At 69.5% G+C, this 15503-nt stretch carries 14 protein-coding genes; 6 read left to right on the plus strand and 8 right to left on the minus strand.

Annotated features, from left to right (window positions below):
* Positions 1-97: 97 nt before the first annotated feature.
* Complete coding sequence (locus BN2156_RS11990) at positions 98-397, plus strand: hypothetical protein (protein WP_090513863.1); 300 nt, start codon at positions 98-100, stop codon at positions 395-397.
* 7 nt (positions 398-404) lie between these two features.
* On the opposite strand, the gene BN2156_RS11995 is transcribed toward BN2156_RS11990, so the two are convergent.
* The 3 genes from BN2156_RS11995 to BN2156_RS12005 all read right to left on the minus strand — a co-directional run bounded on the left by BN2156_RS11995 (position 405) and on the right by BN2156_RS12005 (position 3256).
* Positions 405-932, minus strand: a complete 528-nt coding sequence (locus BN2156_RS11995; protein ID WP_090513866.1) for a helix-turn-helix domain-containing protein — start codon at positions 930-932, stop codon at positions 405-407.
* A 101-nt stretch (positions 933-1033) separates the two neighbouring features.
* Complete coding sequence (locus BN2156_RS12000; protein WP_090513868.1) at positions 1034-2050, minus strand: acyl-CoA dehydrogenase family protein; 1017 nt, start codon at positions 2048-2050, stop codon at positions 1034-1036.
* A gap of 63 nt (positions 2051-2113) precedes the next feature.
* The gene (locus BN2156_RS12005; RefSeq protein WP_090513871.1) at positions 2114-3256 is read right to left on the minus strand and encodes an acyl-CoA dehydrogenase family protein; all 1143 of its coding nucleotides are present in this window, start codon (positions 3254-3256) and stop codon (positions 2114-2116) included.
* 94 nt (positions 3257-3350) lie between these two features.
* On the opposite strand from BN2156_RS12005, the gene mrx1 reads away from it, so the two are divergent.
* The gene (mrx1, locus tag BN2156_RS12010) at positions 3351-3596 is read left to right on the plus strand and encodes a mycoredoxin Mrx1 (protein WP_090513874.1); all 246 of its coding nucleotides are present in this window, start codon (positions 3351-3353) and stop codon (positions 3594-3596) included.
* A gap of 3 nt (positions 3597-3599) precedes the next feature.
* Here the strand turns inward: mrx1 and nudC are convergent, their stop codons facing one another.
* Together nudC and BN2156_RS12020 are read right to left on the minus strand one after the other, a co-directional pair.
* Positions 3600-4547, minus strand: a complete 948-nt coding sequence (gene nudC / locus BN2156_RS12015; protein WP_090513877.1) for an NAD(+) diphosphatase — start codon at positions 4545-4547, stop codon at positions 3600-3602.
* Positions 4544-5638: a potassium channel family protein gene (locus tag BN2156_RS12020; protein WP_090513880.1), complete on the minus strand. Its 1095-nt coding sequence runs from the start codon at positions 5636-5638 to the stop codon at positions 4544-4546. Before BN2156_RS12020 ends, nudC begins: the two co-directional genes overlap by 4 nt.
* 75 nt (positions 5639-5713) lie before the next feature.
* Between BN2156_RS12020 and BN2156_RS12025 the strand changes: the two genes are divergently transcribed.
* Both BN2156_RS12025 and BN2156_RS12030 read left to right on the plus strand, forming a co-directional pair.
* Positions 5714-6103: a DoxX family protein gene (locus BN2156_RS12025; RefSeq protein ID WP_090513883.1), complete on the plus strand. Its 390-nt coding sequence runs from the start codon at positions 5714-5716 to the stop codon at positions 6101-6103.
* Positions 6104-6250: 147 nt separating this feature from the next.
* A complete protein-coding gene (locus BN2156_RS12030) occupies positions 6251-6964 on the plus strand; it encodes a VIT1/CCC1 transporter family protein (protein ID WP_090513885.1) in 714 nt (237 codons plus the stop codon).
* 13 nt (positions 6965-6977) lie between these two features.
* Here BN2156_RS12030 and BN2156_RS12035 read toward each other — a convergent pair whose 3' ends face one another.
* Complete coding sequence (locus tag BN2156_RS12035) at positions 6978-10268, minus strand: ATP-dependent helicase (RefSeq protein ID WP_090515814.1); 3291 nt, start codon at positions 10266-10268, stop codon at positions 6978-6980.
* Between the two features lie 14 nt (positions 10269-10282).
* Positions 10283-13426, minus strand: a complete 3144-nt coding sequence (locus tag BN2156_RS12040; RefSeq protein ID WP_090513887.1) for an ATP-dependent helicase — start codon at positions 13424-13426, stop codon at positions 10283-10285.
* A gap of 112 nt (positions 13427-13538) precedes the next feature.
* Here BN2156_RS12040 and BN2156_RS12045 point away from each other — a divergent pair, with 112 nt between their 5' ends.
* The gene (locus BN2156_RS12045; protein WP_090513890.1) at positions 13539-14312 is read left to right on the plus strand and encodes an alpha/beta fold hydrolase; all 774 of its coding nucleotides are present in this window, start codon (positions 13539-13541) and stop codon (positions 14310-14312) included.
* A 1-nt stretch (position 14313) separates the two neighbouring features.
* Positions 14314-14610 (plus strand): MGMT family protein, encoded by a 297-nt coding sequence (locus tag BN2156_RS12050; RefSeq protein WP_090513893.1) that lies wholly within the window; start codon positions 14314-14316, stop codon positions 14608-14610.
* 15 nt (positions 14611-14625) lie between these two features.
* Here BN2156_RS12050 and BN2156_RS12055 read toward each other — a convergent pair whose 3' ends face one another.
* Positions 14626-15480, minus strand: coding sequence for a TIGR02569 family protein (locus BN2156_RS12055; RefSeq protein WP_090513896.1), 855 nt, complete (start codon positions 15478-15480; stop codon positions 14626-14628).
* Positions 15481-15503 lie beyond the last annotated feature (23 nt).

Genomic DNA, 15503 nt, shown 5'->3' on the forward strand with positions numbered 1-15503 from the left:
TACGTGCAATCGCGGGTCAATCACGTTTCCTTTATGACACATTGTGTCCTATGATTGGAGGCGTATCGCTCAGACCATCAAGAAGGAGTGGAAAGCCATGAAGAACATCGCAACCTGCACGGCGTTATCTATCGGCGCGGTCGCGAGCTGGCTCACCGCCGGAGCCGCCGTTGCCGCCGCGGCCCCCACCGGCCCGTCGGCAGCCGAAACCATCGCGCGCCTACAGGCCGACGGCAAGCGGGTGATCATCAACAAGGTCGGCAGCGGCCCACTCAGTCAGTGCACCGTGACCGATGTCCGCGCCGTCGTCGTACGCCCGCAAGCCAAGACGGTCACCATTCACGGACTGCCGGATTTCGAACCGATCCCCACCGTGCACGTCAACCTCAAATGCTGAGAGGCCTTCAGCGATTGCGGCTGTACTCGGTGTGCGTGATCACCAGAACCTCGCTCGGCGTGGTTCCCCGCTGCCGCAGTTGGTGCGGCAAGGAGGCATCGAAGTACGCGCAATCGCCGGGTTCCAGGGTGACCAACTCATCCTGGTAGCGCAGCTCCACGACGCCGGCATGGACGAACACCAGCTCCTGCCCGGCGTGTTCCGGATGCGGGTGCTCGGCGAACTTGAGTGTCGGTCGCACGATGAACGGCGACATCGACTTCCCGAGCATCCCGGCGGCCACGGCCTGATACCGGTTGTCACTGCGGTCGCCGGCGCGGTCGACCGACAACGTCGTGACCGCCGGATCCTCGGAGAACAACTGTGCGACATCGACATCGAGCGCACGGGCAACTTTCATCGCAACCGCGATCGACGGGGTGGAGCGCTGCCGTTCGACCTTGGACAGGTAACTCTTGGTCAATCCCGTCGCTTCGGCCAGCTCCTCAAGGGTCATACCCCGCTGTTGGCGCACAGCACGCAGCAGAGCGCTCATGACACCTCCCGCCCACCTCCGACGACGCCCGTTCTACCTATGGTCGCATAGGACAGCGGGTGTCATATCGTCGACATTCCGATTTGTCGGCGGTGAACCGATCACGTGCCGGTGGCGGTGACCAACGCCCACAAGCCGTCGGCTCCGGCGGTAGTGGCGTAGCCCGTCAGGGTCTCGTCCCAGTGCGCCACCGAGCCGTACTCCGACCGCCAGGACAGCGCGGGCATGGTGAACTCATGCAAACGGTGCTCGCGCGTGGTGCCGATCGCACCGTGCACCTGATGAGCGTTGCGCACCACCACCGAGGTCGCATGCCCGACGCACGAACGTGCGACGGCGACAAGGAAATCCAGGTGCGGAGACGACCAGTCCGACCGCAGCGCCTCGGCCAGGGCGCCGTCGGTGGCGGCCCGGGCCAGCGCCGACTCGGCCGCGATGTCGGCCACCAGATGCTGCACGGCCTGGAACTTGGCCAGCGGCCGGCCGAACTGGGTGCGCTCGCCGGCGTGCGCCACCGACAGCGCCAGGATCCGGTCCAGCGCCGCGCACACTTGTACCGCGCGCACCAGCGCGGCCCGGCGGGTGAACTGTGCCACCACGTCATCGGTCACGGGGGTGCCCGACAACGAGGCGAGATCCGCGCTGACCGCGTCGCGGGGTTCCCCCGCGTTGTTGAGGCTCGCGGTGACGGCCAGTGACGCGGTCTCCACATCGGCCACGCGATGGCCCGGGCCGTCGCGCCAGAGCAGCACCACCCGCTGTGCCTCGGCCGCCCAGGGTACGGCCCGCGCGACACCCTGGTCGTCGAGCAGACAGGCGGTACGCCGGGCCTCGTCGACCGCCAGCCCCGCCGTCTCCAACAGCCAACAGGCCAGCAGATCGTGTTCGGCCAGCGGGATTTTCACGCCGTGCCAGGCGGCCGCACGCAATAGTTCGACGGCCTCGGCCCAGCCCGCACCACTGCCACCGGATTCCTCGGATCCGGTGAGCCGGACCAGGCCGAGCTCGTCCAGCCGGCCCCACAATTCAACGATGCCCTCACCGGGCGGGTACTTTTCACGGTGCGCGGCGAACACCGCCGACATCATCTCGATCAGTTCGGCGTCAACAGCGCTCATCAGTCCCGTCTCCTCTTCGCGCAAGCGCTCATCAGTGCCGTCTCCTCTTCGCGCAAGCGCTCATCAGCGCAACCCCAGCCCCCGCGCAATGACCCCACGCAACACCTCGTTGGTCCCGCCACGCAGGGTGAACCCCGGACGTTGCACCACGGCATCGGCCAGCATGGCGCGGTACCCGTCGTCATCGGGCTCACCGAGCACGTCGGCGAAATCGGCGATGTCACCTTCGGTGGAGGTGCCCAGCACCTTCACCACGGCCGCCGCCGTATCGGCCGGTTCATGACGCTCCAACGCGCCGGCGACCGCCATCGACATCTGGTGCAGGCCGGTGAGCCGGGCCAGATAGCGCCCCAGATCGGTGTGGCGGGGCAGGGAGCCGTCACCCATGTGGCTGGCCATGTCGGCCAGCAGCGGGAACGTCGACAGGAACCGCTCGGGCCCGCTGCGTTCGAAGCTCAGCTCCGAGGTCACCTGCTGCCAGCCGTTGCCGATGGTGCCGAACACCATGGCGTCGGGCACGAACACCTCATCGAGGATCACCTCGTTGAAGTGATGCTTGCCGTTCATCGAGATGATGGGCCGGATATCGACGCCGGGAGCGTGCAGATCGACGATGAACTGGCTCAGGCCGTCGTGGCGGTGGGCGGGATCCAACGGCGCGCTACGGGCCAGGCAGATGAACGCATGCGCCAGATGCGCCCCTGAGGTCCACACCTTGGCACCGGTGATCGCCCAACCGCCGTCAACCTGAACGGCCTTGGTGCGCACACTGGCCAGATCCGACCCGGAGTCCGGCTCGGACATGCCGATACCGAAGTAACACTCACCTTTGGCTATGGCGGGCAAGAACTTTCGCCGCTGCTCCTCGGTGCCGTACTTGAGCAACGAGGGAACGATCTGGCGGTCGGCGATCCAGTGTGCCCCCACCGGTGCCCCGGCGGCCAGCAGTTCCTCGGTGACCACGAACCGCTCCTGATGGCTGCGCCCGTGACCGCCGTATTCGACGGGCACCGTCATGCCCAGCCAACCGCGGGCGGCCAGCGCCCGGCTGAAGTCCTCGTCCCATCCGGTCAGCCAGCTGTCGGCGTACCGGCCGACCTTGCCGGCCCGCTGCTGCTCGGCGACGAACTCGCGCACCTGCAATCGCAACTCGTCGAGCTCATGCGGGTCGCCGGCCACCGGGGGCACCAATCGGGTCATGTTCAGCTCCGTCCCATGCGGATTAGCAACTTACCGCTGCGCGTCGGAGACCTGCGTCACCGCGGGCATGAGACGGCGCCTGGGCTACGTTAGATGCACTATGACTGCGACACCGACTGTGACCATGTACACCACGACCTGGTGCGGCTACTGCAGGCGGCTCAAGACCGCGCTGAAGGCGGAGGGCATCGCGTGGACTGAGGTCGACATCGAACAGGACCCCGCGGCGGCCGAGTTCGTCGGTTCGGTCAACGGCGGTAACCACGTGGTCCCGACGCTGAAGTTCGCCGACGGGTCGACACTGACCAATCCGACGATCAAGCAGGTCAAGACCAAGCTCGGCTGAGCGTCAGTCCAGGGCAGCCCAGGATTCGATGATCTCGCGCGCGATCGAGATCGATCCGGGCAGCAGCAGCCTGGACCGGGAATCGCCGTCGGCGGCGCTCCAGTCACCCTGGTCGAGCGCTTCACGGATCTCGGCCCGGGTGAACCAGTCGGCCTCGGCGATCTCACCGTCGTTGAACGAGAACGGCTGCTCGGGATCGCCGATGGCGTGGAATCCGACCATCAGCGACCGCGGGAACGGCCACGGCTGACTACCGAGGTACTGCACGTCGGTGACGGTGAGGCCGACCTCTTCGGCGATCTCACGCACCACGCAGGTCTCGAAGGATTCACCGGCCTCGACGAACCCGGCGAGGATCGAGAACAACCGCTCGGGCCACGCCGTCTGCCGGGCCAGTACCGCGCGGTCATGGCCGTCATGCACCAGGCAGATCACCGCGGGGTCGATGCGCGGGAACTCCTCGTGGCCGCTGACCGGGTCGACCCGCGACCAGCCGCCCTTCGCCGACCGTGTCACCGCGCCGTCCACCGCACTGAATCGGGCCCGGTCATGCCAGTTCAGCAACGCGGTGGCGGTCGCCACCAGCTGAGCACTGACGTCGTCGAACACTTCCCCGGCCCGGCGCAGGTCGAGCACCTCGGCCGGCGCATCGGGATCCTCGGGCCCCTCCAGCGCGCTGCGGACACCCCAGACGTGACGCCCGTCGCCCAGCCGGCCGAGGAACACCGCATGCTCCGGCGGCTTGTCGGTGCCGAGGCTCGACGCCTTGCCGAGCACCACCTGGCCGCCCGAGATCAGCACCTGGTTGCGCCGGTCGACCCGCAGCAGCAGCGCGTCCTGCCAGCCCTCGGTCGCCGCGTCGATATCGGTGCGCAGCGCATCGGCGCGATCGGCCCCGACCCGTGAGAGCAGGGGGACGTTGCGCAGCCCGAAGCTGAGGTGTTGGCTCATCGCTCGGCGTCCGCGCTGCGGATGTAGAGCAGCCGGTCACCGGCCTCCAGCGCGTCGACCTCCGGCGCGTCGACCCGGACCAACCGGCCCTCACGCACCACGCCCAGCACGATGTCGTGCAGGTGCCGGGGTGAGCCGCCCTCCTCCTTCGGGGTCACCTCGCGTTCGGCGATGGCGAAGCCCGCATCGGGGGTCAGCAGGTCCTCCATCATCTCCACCACGCTGGGCGTCTGCGTCGCAATACCGAGCAACCGGCCGGCGGTCTCCGACGACACTACGGTGGAGTCGGCACCGGACTGCTTGAGCAGATGCAGGTTGTCCGATTCCCGCACCGCCGCGATGATCTTGGCCTTCGGCGCCAATTCACGGGCCGTCAACGTGACCAACACAGCGCTGGCATCGTTGTCGGCCGCCACGATGATCGACTTGGCGTGCTGGGCCCCGGCCAGTCGCAGGACACCGGAATTGGTGGCATCTCCGTGCACGGTCACCAGCCCGGCGCCCTTGGCGCGTTCCAGTGCGGCAGCGTCCTCGTCGACGACGACGATGTCGGCCGGGGAGACCTCATCGCCCACCATCGCGGCGACCGCCGTCCGGCCCTTGGTGCCGTATCCGACGACGACGGTGTGGTTACGCACTTTGTTCCTCCATCGCTGGATCTTCAGCGCCTGCCGGGATTGGGTGGTCAGGGTTTCCACGGTGGTACCGATGAGAACGATCAGGAACGCCACTCGCAGCGGGGTGATGACCAGAACGTTGACCAGGCGTGCCGAATCCGTATACGGCGTGATGTCGCCGTAACCGGTCGTCGACAGCGACACCGTCGCGTAGTAAAGACAATCCAGGAAAGACAGCGGATTGTTCGCATCCGGCAGGCTGTCGACGTCTCGATAGCCGTACCTGTCGGCGTAGACGATGAGCACCGCGGCGAACAGCGCCGTCAGCGCGTACAGCACCCGCATGAAGATCTTGCGGGCCGGGCTGACGAACGGCTCGGGGATGCGCAACACATCGACGAGCGCGGCGTCCGGGCGCGAAGTCAGGTTCGAGTCGATCGCGGCGAGGCGGCGCCGCAGCCTGCCTTTAGCCACGCGACCCCATCATCGAGCAAAGTGCCCCGGGACGCGCCGGGATCAATCTGATCAGACGCACGCCACAATGTAACCATGACCGCACCCGAGCCTCAGCGGATCTCCGCCGCACCCGCCGCCCAACGTATGGCGGCCCTGCTCCTGGGCATGGGCACGCTGCACTTCGTCGCGCCCAAACCCTTCGACTCGATCATCCCGGCCGAGCTGCCGGGCACTGCCCGCTTCTACACCTATGCCTCCGGGGTCGGTGAGCTGGCCACCGGCGCCCTGCTGGCCGTGCCCCGCACTCGGCGGCTCGGCGCGCTGGCCGCCGTGGCATTGTTCCTCGCGGTGTTCCCCGGCAACGTGAACATGGTCCGGCTGTGGTGGGACAAGCCTTGGCCGATGCGGATCGTCGCCATCGCCCGGCTGCCGCTGCAGATCCCGATGATCACCGCGGCGCTGCGCGTGTATCGCAACTCCTAGTCCCGCACACGGGTTCTCCCCGACCGCCCAGAACTCTTGGGCGGCAGCATTTTCGGTACCGGGCCGTTGACTTGGCGCCGTGCGGCGCCAAGTTTGGCAAGGCTATCGTTGCTGGTGGCGTGCGGTTTTCACCGATATCGTCGGACCGTGACGAATCCCAGCCATCCGGCCGAACCGCACGTGGGCTCCCTGTCATCGAGGCTGAACTGGCTTCGCGCCGGGGTTTTGGGTGCCAATGACGGAATCGTTTCCACGGCAGGCATCGTGGTCGGCGTCGCGGCCGCCACGGTGGAGCATGCGCCGATCCTGACTGCCGGCATCGCCGGCCTGGCCGCCGGAGCAGTCTCGATGGCACTGGGCGAATACGTCTCGGTGAGCACCCAGCGCGACACCGAACGCGCCCTGCTGCGCAAGGAACGCCGCGAGTTACGCGACGACCCGACCGCCGAACTGAACGAGTTGAGCGCCCTCTACGAGGCGAAGGGCCTGACGACGGCGACGGCACGTACCGTGGCCGAAGAACTCACCGACCACGACGCCTTCGCCGCGCACGCCGAAGTCGAATTGGGTATCGATCCCAAGGATCTGACGAATCCGTGGCAGGCCGCGGCGTCCTCGGCACTGTCGTTCACCATCGGCGCCTTGTTGCCGTTGGTCGCGATCCTGATCCCGCCGACGACGTGGCGGATCCCCGTGACCGTGGTGGCCGTGCTGCTGGCGCTCATGCTCACCGGGGCGGTGTCGGCCGGGTTGGGCGGGGCCCCGAAGGGACGCGCGGTGCTGCGCAATGTGATCGGTGGCGGCCTGGCCCTGCTGATCACGTATGTGATCGGCCTTGCGGTGGGCACGACCATCGCCTGATCTCGGCAGGCGGCTAGGACTCCTGCGCCGGCTCACGTGGCGCGGTGGCCGGGCCGGTGAGCAAGGCGACGAGTTCGTCCTGCCCGGGCAGCGTCTCGGGGCTGACGGTCTGCCCCGAGCGCACGTAATGGAACGCGGCCCGCACCGATTCCGGCGGGCAGCCCCGCAGCGACGCCCAGGCCAGGCGGTACACCGCGAGCTGCACCGCGGCCTGCGCCATGGCTTCCGGTGTGGCCGGCGGCTCGCCGGTCTTCCAGTCCACCACGGTCGTGGTGCCGTCCTCGTGCGCGAACACCGCGTCGATGCGGCCCCGCACAACGATGGTCCGGGCCTGCCCGATCGCCATGTCGAACGGCACTTCCACCTCGATCGGGGTGCGGGCGGCCCACGGCGACATGACGAATGCATCCTGCAACTCCGACAGTTCGGCTGCGCCGGCACGCCCGCTGTCACTGTCCACCGCGCCTGGCAGATCATCGAGGTCGAACAACCGCTCCGAGTGGAAGAACCGCTGCACCCATTCGTGGAATGCGGTGCCCAACAGGGCATGCGGATCCGGGCGTTGCGGCAATCTCCGCTGCAGGCGCTGTAGTGCGGCCTGCCGATCGCGGCTGAGCTCCACCAGAGTGCTGACCGACACCTGCCCCGGCAGTTCCCGCGGAGCGGCCCGCGGTGCGCGATCCCGTTCGGCCAGCAGAGCATCGACGTCGGCGGCCCAGCCCTCTCCGTCGGCGGCCTCGTCCCGCGCGGCGCCTTCCGGGTCACCGTCGCCGGCCAGCGCCTGCGCCACCAGCGCCGCACCGCGGTCGACATCGGCCGCCCTGGCCGGAGCCGCCGGCCAGACGGCCTCGACCGCCTTGTCCCGCAGCGGGTTCACCTCACCGGCCGGCGGCTCCGGAGCCCACTGCTCGATCTCGCCGCACGGCCGGCCCTGCGCGGCAGCATCCTCCACGATGGCCTTGATCTCACACAGGAATTCCGACGGTCCGCGCGGCTTGCTCTCGGTGGCGCCCCAGTGATGCCCGGAGATCAGCAGGGTGTCCTCGGACCGGGTGATCGCAACGTAGAGCAATCGGCGTTCCTCGTCGACGCGGCGCTGCTCCAGGCTACGTTTGTGGTCGGAGATCTTGTCCGACAAGATCTTCCGGTCATTGATGTCCGAGATGTCCAGCACCGGCACGCCGAGCTCTGATTCGGTCGCGCGATCGCCCCGCAGCAGCGGAGGCAGGTCCGACGGATCGGTGAGCCACGTGCGGGCCGAGGCCGTCGACGGGAACACCCTGGTGCTCAGATGCGGAACCGCCACCACCTGCCATTCCAGTCCCTTGGCGGCGTGCACGGTGAGGATCTGCACGCGGTCGTGCGACACCGTCAGTTCGGCAGGGGCCAAACCGTTCTCGACGTCGGTCGCCACGTCCAGGTAGGACAGCAGGGCGAGCACCGACGCCCCTGGCCGGGAGGCGAAATCGGCCACCAGATCGCAGAACGTGTCGAGATTCTCGGTCCCCGTCCAGCCCGCAGCCACCGGCCGGGCCGCTCGGGCCTCGGCGTCCAGGCCGGCCACCCGCCGCACCTCCGCCACCAACTCTGGCAGCGGATGGCTCAGATGCGCACGCAGCATGGTCAGCTCGCGCCCGAGCGCCTCGATCCGCTCATAGCCGGCCGGCGAATAGTGCTCGGCGGCACCGGGATCGCAGATCGCGTCGGCCAGGCAGGCCGAATCCGCATCCGGGGCGGCCTGCGCCACGATCTCGGCGGCGGTCGGCTCCCCCACCGACCGGTCGTCGAGTTCTCTGGCCCGGCGCCACAGCGCGGCGATGTCCCGGGCGCCGAAGCGCCATCGCGGCCCGGTCAGCACCCGCATCACCGCCGAACCCGCGGCGGGATCGGCGACCAGCCGCAGCATCGCGACCAGATCGGCCACCTCGGGCACCGCCAGCAACCCGGCCACCCCCACCACCTCGACCGGTACCCCGCGGACGCTGAGCGCCTCGGCCATCGGCGCGGCATCGGCGTTACGTCGCACCAGCACCGCGGCGGTCGGTGTGGCGGTGCCCTGCGCCACCGCGCCGTGGTAGGCGCGGGCCAGATGGTCTGCCACCCAATCGCGTTCGGTCTCGACATCGCAGAGCAGTGCGCACCGGATGGTGCCCGGCTCGGCGTCAGGCCGGGGCCGCAGTTCGTGCACCGTCACCGAGCGGCGACGCGCCTCGGCCGAGACCGCGTTGGCCAGGTGCAGGGCGCTCGGCGGGTTGCGCCAGCTGGTACGCAGCTCCAGCGTCGGGGCCGGCGTGCCGTCGGCCAGCGGAAAGTCTGTGGTGAACCGGGGCAGGTTCGTCGCCGACGCGCCGCGCCAGCCGTAGATCGACTGGATCGGATCCCCCACCGCCGTCAATGCCAGTCCGTCATCGACGCCGCCACCGAACAACGACGACAACGCCACCCGCTGGGCATGCCCGGTGTCCTGGTACTCGTCGAGCAGCACCACCCGGAACCGTTGCCGCAGTTGCTCTCCGACCTGGGGGAAGTTCGCGGCGAGCCGCGCCGCCGCGGACATCTGCATGCCGAAGTCCATCACCTTGTCGGCGCGCATCCGCTGGTGCAGCGCATCGATCAACGGCACCAGTTCGGTGCGTTCGGTCTGGGTGGACAGCATTTTCAGCAGCCACTGGCTGGGTCCACGGTCGCGCTGGTACGGACCGGCCGGCAGGGTGTGTACCAGCCGCTCCAATTCCACATGGGTGTCGCGCAGCTGGTCGGTGTCGACCAGATGCTCGGCGAGCGCCCCGGCCAGACGCAGCACCATGTCGGTGACGGCGGCCGGTGTCTTCTCGATGGCCAGCTCCCCCGGATGGGCGCAGACCACCTCAAAAGCCAACTGCCACAGCTCCGTCTCGCTGAGCAGCCGGGTATCCGGCTCCACCGGCAGCAGCAGGCCGTGCTCGCGGAGCAGCGTGCCGGCGAAGGCGTGGTAGGTGCTGACGGTCGGGATCTCGTCGCCTCCGCCGGAACCCGGTGCCAGGCCGGCCCCGGCCAGGCGGGCCAGCCGGGTCCGTACCCGGCGTAGCAGCTGGCCCGCCGCCTTGCGAGTGAACGTCAGGCCCAGCACCTGCGATGGCGTGGCGTACCCGTTGGCCACCAGCCAGACCACCCGGGCCGCCATGGTCTCGGTCTTGCCGGCGCCCGCTCCGGCGATCACCACCACGGGGCCCGGAGGCGCGGCGATCACCGCGGCCTGTTCCTCGGTCGGCGGGAACAGGCCCAGCGCGGAGGATAACTCGGCCGGGCTGTACCGCACGCCCACCGGTGCGGTGCCCGTCATGACCGGTCCCCCAACGCCTGGGCCGGGCACGACGAACGCACCGGGCAGTTCGCGCACCCGTCGTTGACCCGGGCGGTGAACTGCGGCCCGGCCGTGGCGGCCGCCGCGTCGGCGACCGTGCCGAGCCAGGCGGCACGGGTCTCTGGTGTCATCGGATCCTGTTCGCGTTCGGTGGCGCCGGCCGCCCCCGCCTTGCCCAGGTATACCAACCGGCCACCACCCGGCTGGTCCCCGTGCGGCAACAATCCCGCGGCCACCGCGAGCTGATAGGTGGCCAACTGCGCGTGCTTCTGCGCATCGTCCTTGGTGACCGGGCTCTTGCCGGTCTTGAGGTCCACCACGACGAGCCGGTCCGCCTGGTCACGCTCCAGACGGTCCAGCCGGCCCCGCACCCGAACGCCGGGGCCGTCCGCACCCGGGTCGACGATCACGCCCTCGACGTCGATCTCGGTGGCGACCTCGATCAGCTGTCCCCGGGAGTCCGCACGCCACCGGGTGAAGGTCTCCAGCATGCCCCGGTGCCGCGACAACTCATTGTCCGAATACCATCTGGCCTCGAAAGGCAGGTCCTCCCAGACCTTTTCCAGATCGTTGACGAGCTGGCTCTCGGTCTTGCCGGAGTCCGAAACCAGCGCATGCAGCAACGATCCGACCGTGGAACGCACATCGCGTCCGTCGCTGCCACCGTGCCGCTCCAGCAGCCACCGCAGCGGGCAGTCGGTGAGCATCTGCAACGTCGACGGCGAGAGGGTGACGACCTGCTCGGGATCCGACCACAACGGCTCCTCGGTGGACAACGTGGTCCTGGTGTGCCACTGCGAGGGGTCGGCCCCAGGCACACCCGCGGCGGCCAGCCGGGCCAACTGCGTTGCCGCACAAGCCCGGGCCTCGTCATCCACGGCACCCTCCGGCGCGCACACGACCGCCCGCAACCGACCGACCATCGCCGACGGCAGCAGCACCCGCGGCGCCGCCAATGGCGGCAGCGGTACGGATTCGGTTGCCCACTCGGCCAGTTCGGCGCAGAACGGCGAGGGCAGCAGCGATTCATCGCCACCGTCGCTGTCGACAGCGGTCACCAGGAGCCGGGTCCGGGCCCGGCCCATGGCCGCCATCAACAACCGCCGCTCCTCGGCCAGCAGCGGCGCCCGGGTCGACACCCCACGGTCGTCCGGAGCGGCCACCCCGTCGAGCACGTCCACCAGATTCTGCGTACCCAGGATGCCGCCACGCGGAACGGTGTTGGGCCACAACCCTTCCTGCACGCCGGCGATCACCACGAAATCCCATTCCCGGCCGAGCGCGGCGTGGGCGCTGAGCACCGCCACCGCGTCGCTCTGCGGGCTGGTATCCGATGCCGACATCGACGTTCCCAGCGTCGCCACATGGTCGATGAGGCCGCGCAGCGACGCCCCCGCCGTACGGCTCACATACTGGTCGGCCACATCGAACAGTGCCGTCACCGCGTCCAGATCCCGGTCGGCCTGCGCTCCGATGGTGCCGCCCCGCTCGCTGGCGGCCAGCCAGCGCGGCTGCAACCGGCAGGCGTTCCAGGCCTGCCACAGGGTGTAGCGCGGATCGGCGCCGTCACGCTCGCTGCGGCGGGCGGCGGCCAGGACCGACCGCAGGCGACGCAGCGGTTTGGCATGTTCGGCCGACAAACCGGCCGGCTCTGAGCCGATCGCGGCGGCCAACAGCTCGGTGAATTCCCTTGGCGGCGTGGAACCGTCGATGCGGCGCAACGCCCGGCGCAACTGCCGCAGCGTCACCGGGTCGACGCGCCCGATCGGGCCGGTGAGCAGGCTGATCGCACTGTCGCCGTCGAGGTGTCCGGACGCGGTCACCTCCAAGACCGTGAGCAGCGCCGCGACCGCGGGCTGTTGCGCGAGCCCCAGGTCGGGACCCGTGGCCTGCACCGGAACACCGGCCCCGCTCAGTGCCCGCGCCAGGGCCGCCCCCACCCGCGGAATCGAGCGCACGACGACAGCCATCTCTGACCACGGCACGCCGTCCACCAGATGAGCGCGGCGCAGGGCGTCGGCGATGAAGGCGTTCTCGGCGTGCGGTGTGGCCGCCAACCGCATGGTCACCTCACCCTGCCCGCGCTGCGGATTGCCCTCCAGCATGCGGCCGGACCCGACGCCGGGCAGTCGGCGCCCGATCCCCGAGATCGCCGTGGCGACGGCGGGGGCACAGCGGTATGACTGGGTGAGAGTGATCGCCGGGGTGTCGTCGCCTTGCTCGCGCAACAACACCGGATCGGCGCCACGGTATCCGAACACCGCCTGATCGGGATCGCCGGCGACGACGGTCAGCCCCGCCCGGGCGGCCAGTACCCGCACCAGCAGGGCGGCCTGCGGGTCGAGGTGCTGCGCGTCGTCGACCAGCAGCAGGCTGATCCGCGCGCGCTCGGCGGCCAGCAGGTCGGCATCGGTCCCGAGCGCCTCCAGCGCCGCACCGACGAGTTCGGCCGCCCCCAAGGCAGGCACCGTGGCCTGCGGCGCGGCCATCCCGACCGCCGACCGCAACAACATGATCTGCTCATACGCCTGCGCAAAACGTCCCGCCGCCAACCATTCCGGGCGCCCCGCCGAGCGGCCGAGCCGTTGCAGGGCCCGCGGATCCACCCCACGCTCGGTGCAGCGGGCCAGCAGATCTCGCAGCTCGGTGGCGAAACCCGCGGTGCTCAGCGCCGGCCACAGCTGCTCGGGCCAGCCCACGGGTGAATCAGCGCCGTCCTCCAGGTCACCGGCCAGCAGCTCACGGATGATGCCGTCCTGTTCGGCAGTGGTGATCAGCCGCGGCGGCGGATCACCGTTGCGCTGGGCGGCCAGCCGCAGCAGCGCGAAGGCATAGGAGTGCACGGTGCGCACCAGCGGTTCCCGCACCACACCGTGGGTGCCCGCGCCGAGCAGCCGCGCGGTGATGGCAGCCCGGGCCTCTGAACGCAACCGGGCCGAACCGGTCAACAACAACACCGATTCCGGATCGGTGCCCGCCGCGATGTGATCGACCGCGGTGCCGATCAGCAATGAGCTCTTCCCCGTGCCCGGGCCACCCAGCACCCGCACCACACCACTGTGGCCCGGCGCCAGCAGATCGGTGCCGGTCAGCGCGGGTTGGATGTGTTGTGCGGTCATGGAGGGAATGACACCAGAGGGGACCGACAAGTAGCGGAGCGGATTGGAGCGACAGACCCGACAAGCAGATCCCGGCAAGCAGCGTCCAACGGTCCCTGGCAGCATCTATGAAATGTCAGCCGAGAAGTTGCACGTCCACCGCTACGGCCCCGACCACCCGCCCCGGGTGTTGCTCGTCCACGGACTGACCGGGCACGGTCAACGTTGGAAGACATTGGCCGAGCAGCATCTGCCCGACGTGGCGCTGCTCGCCCCGGATCTGCTCGGGCACGGCCGCTCGTCGTGGGCCGCCCCGTGGACGCTCGATGCCAACGTCGAGGCGCTGGCGTCACTGCTGGAGGGTCCGACGCTGGTGGCCGGGCACTCCTTCGGTGGCGCGGTGGCGCTCAATCTCGCTGCCGCATATCCGGATCTGGTCAGTGGGCTGGTGTTGTTGGACCCGGCGGTGGAGCTCGACGGCGAATGGATGCGCGAGATCGCCGATGCCATGTTGGCCTCGCCCGACTATCCCGACCGTGCCGAGGCCCGTGCGGAGAAGGCCAACGGTTCGTGGGGCGAGGTGACTGCGGAGGAGTTGGACCGTGACCTCGACGAGCACCTCGTCGAGCTGCCGGGCGGCCGGTTCGGATGGCGGATCAGCATCCCGGCGATGATGTCGTACTGGAGTGAGCTGGCCCGTCCGGTTGCCCTGCCGCGCAAGGGCACTCCCACGGTCCTGGTCCGCGCCACCCGCACCAGCCCGCCGTATGCCCGTGACGGCCTCATCAGCGCGCTCAGCGGGCACCTCGGCCCGGATTTCACCCTGCTGGATTGGGATTGCGACCACATGGTGGCCCAGGCAAACCCCGCCGAGACCGCGAAACTGCTCCTCGAACAGCTGGGCTGAGATGCCCGCCGTCACCGAGGAGCAGGTGGAAGCCGTGCGGGCGCTGGTCGCCGCGATCCCGCCGGGACGCGTCTGCACGTACGGCGACATCGCCGATGCCGCAGACCTTTCCAGCCCGCGGATCGTCGGCTGGATCATGCGGACCGATTCCTCGGACCTGCCCTGGCATCGGGTGATCACCGCATCGGGACGGCCGGCCCCGCACCTGGCCACCCGGCAGCTGGAACGGCTGCGCGCCGAAGGGGTGCTGGCCGTCGACGGCCGGGTCCGCCTGGCCGAGTACCGGCACCGGTTCTGATCGCGAGCAGACGAGTCAGAGAATCAAGCGGACCAGCGAGGCAGTGCGCGCCAGGCCCGGGAACGCCGCCGCGGTGGACCGCGGGTGCAGTGCATGCACCGCCAACCGGAACATCAACGCGCGCAACAACATCTGCGGCCATTCCGGCAGCGACTGCCACCGTTCGATCAATCCGTCGTCGGCGTCGCCCCACGACAGCGCGTCGACCACCACCACCCCCGCGGCCCACGGTGCCGGGCGCCAGTACGGGGTGATGTCGGTGATCCCCGGCGCGGCCGTCCCGGCGAAAAGCACTGTGCCGTAGAGGTCGCCGTGTACCAGTTGACTCGCGCTGCGGGTCGGCCTGCGCAAGCCGGCCAACTGATTGATCAGCTCCACCGAGCGCTGTCCGTCCGACGATCCGGGCGAGACCCTGGCGCCGGGCGGCAGGGAGTGCAGCGGCCGGTCCTCCCAGGCCGCCCGGTCGGCGGCGATGAACACGTCGACATCGGCCCAGGGCGCGACGGGCGGTTGGGTCAGGAAGCGAGGCCGCTCCAACTTCGCGGTGGCCTCGTGCAATCGCACTGCCGCCGACACCACCTCGTCGTGCCGGGGCTCGGGCGTGCCGGCGACATAGGTGTCGGCCCGCCATCCGGCGACCACGTAACGGCCGTCCGTCGAGCGCACCGGGCGGGCGAGCCGCACCCCGTCGATGAACAGTGATTCCCGAACCTTGGCCGACCACGCCGCACGGGCGTGCTCGGGCACCATCGACATCACCACTTCGCCGCAGCGCCAGCCACCCTCCCAGCTCGAGCCGAGCGGTACCGGGCGCACCCCGGACAGGCCGAACGCCGCCAGCACATGTTCCGGCGGCCGTTCCACACTCACAACCTCAGCCTAAGGCGTTAACC

This window comes from Mycolicibacterium neworleansense (genome assembly GCF_001245615.1).
In the GTDB taxonomy this organism is placed as follows: domain Bacteria; phylum Actinomycetota; class Actinomycetes; order Mycobacteriales; family Mycobacteriaceae; genus Mycobacterium; species Mycobacterium neworleansense.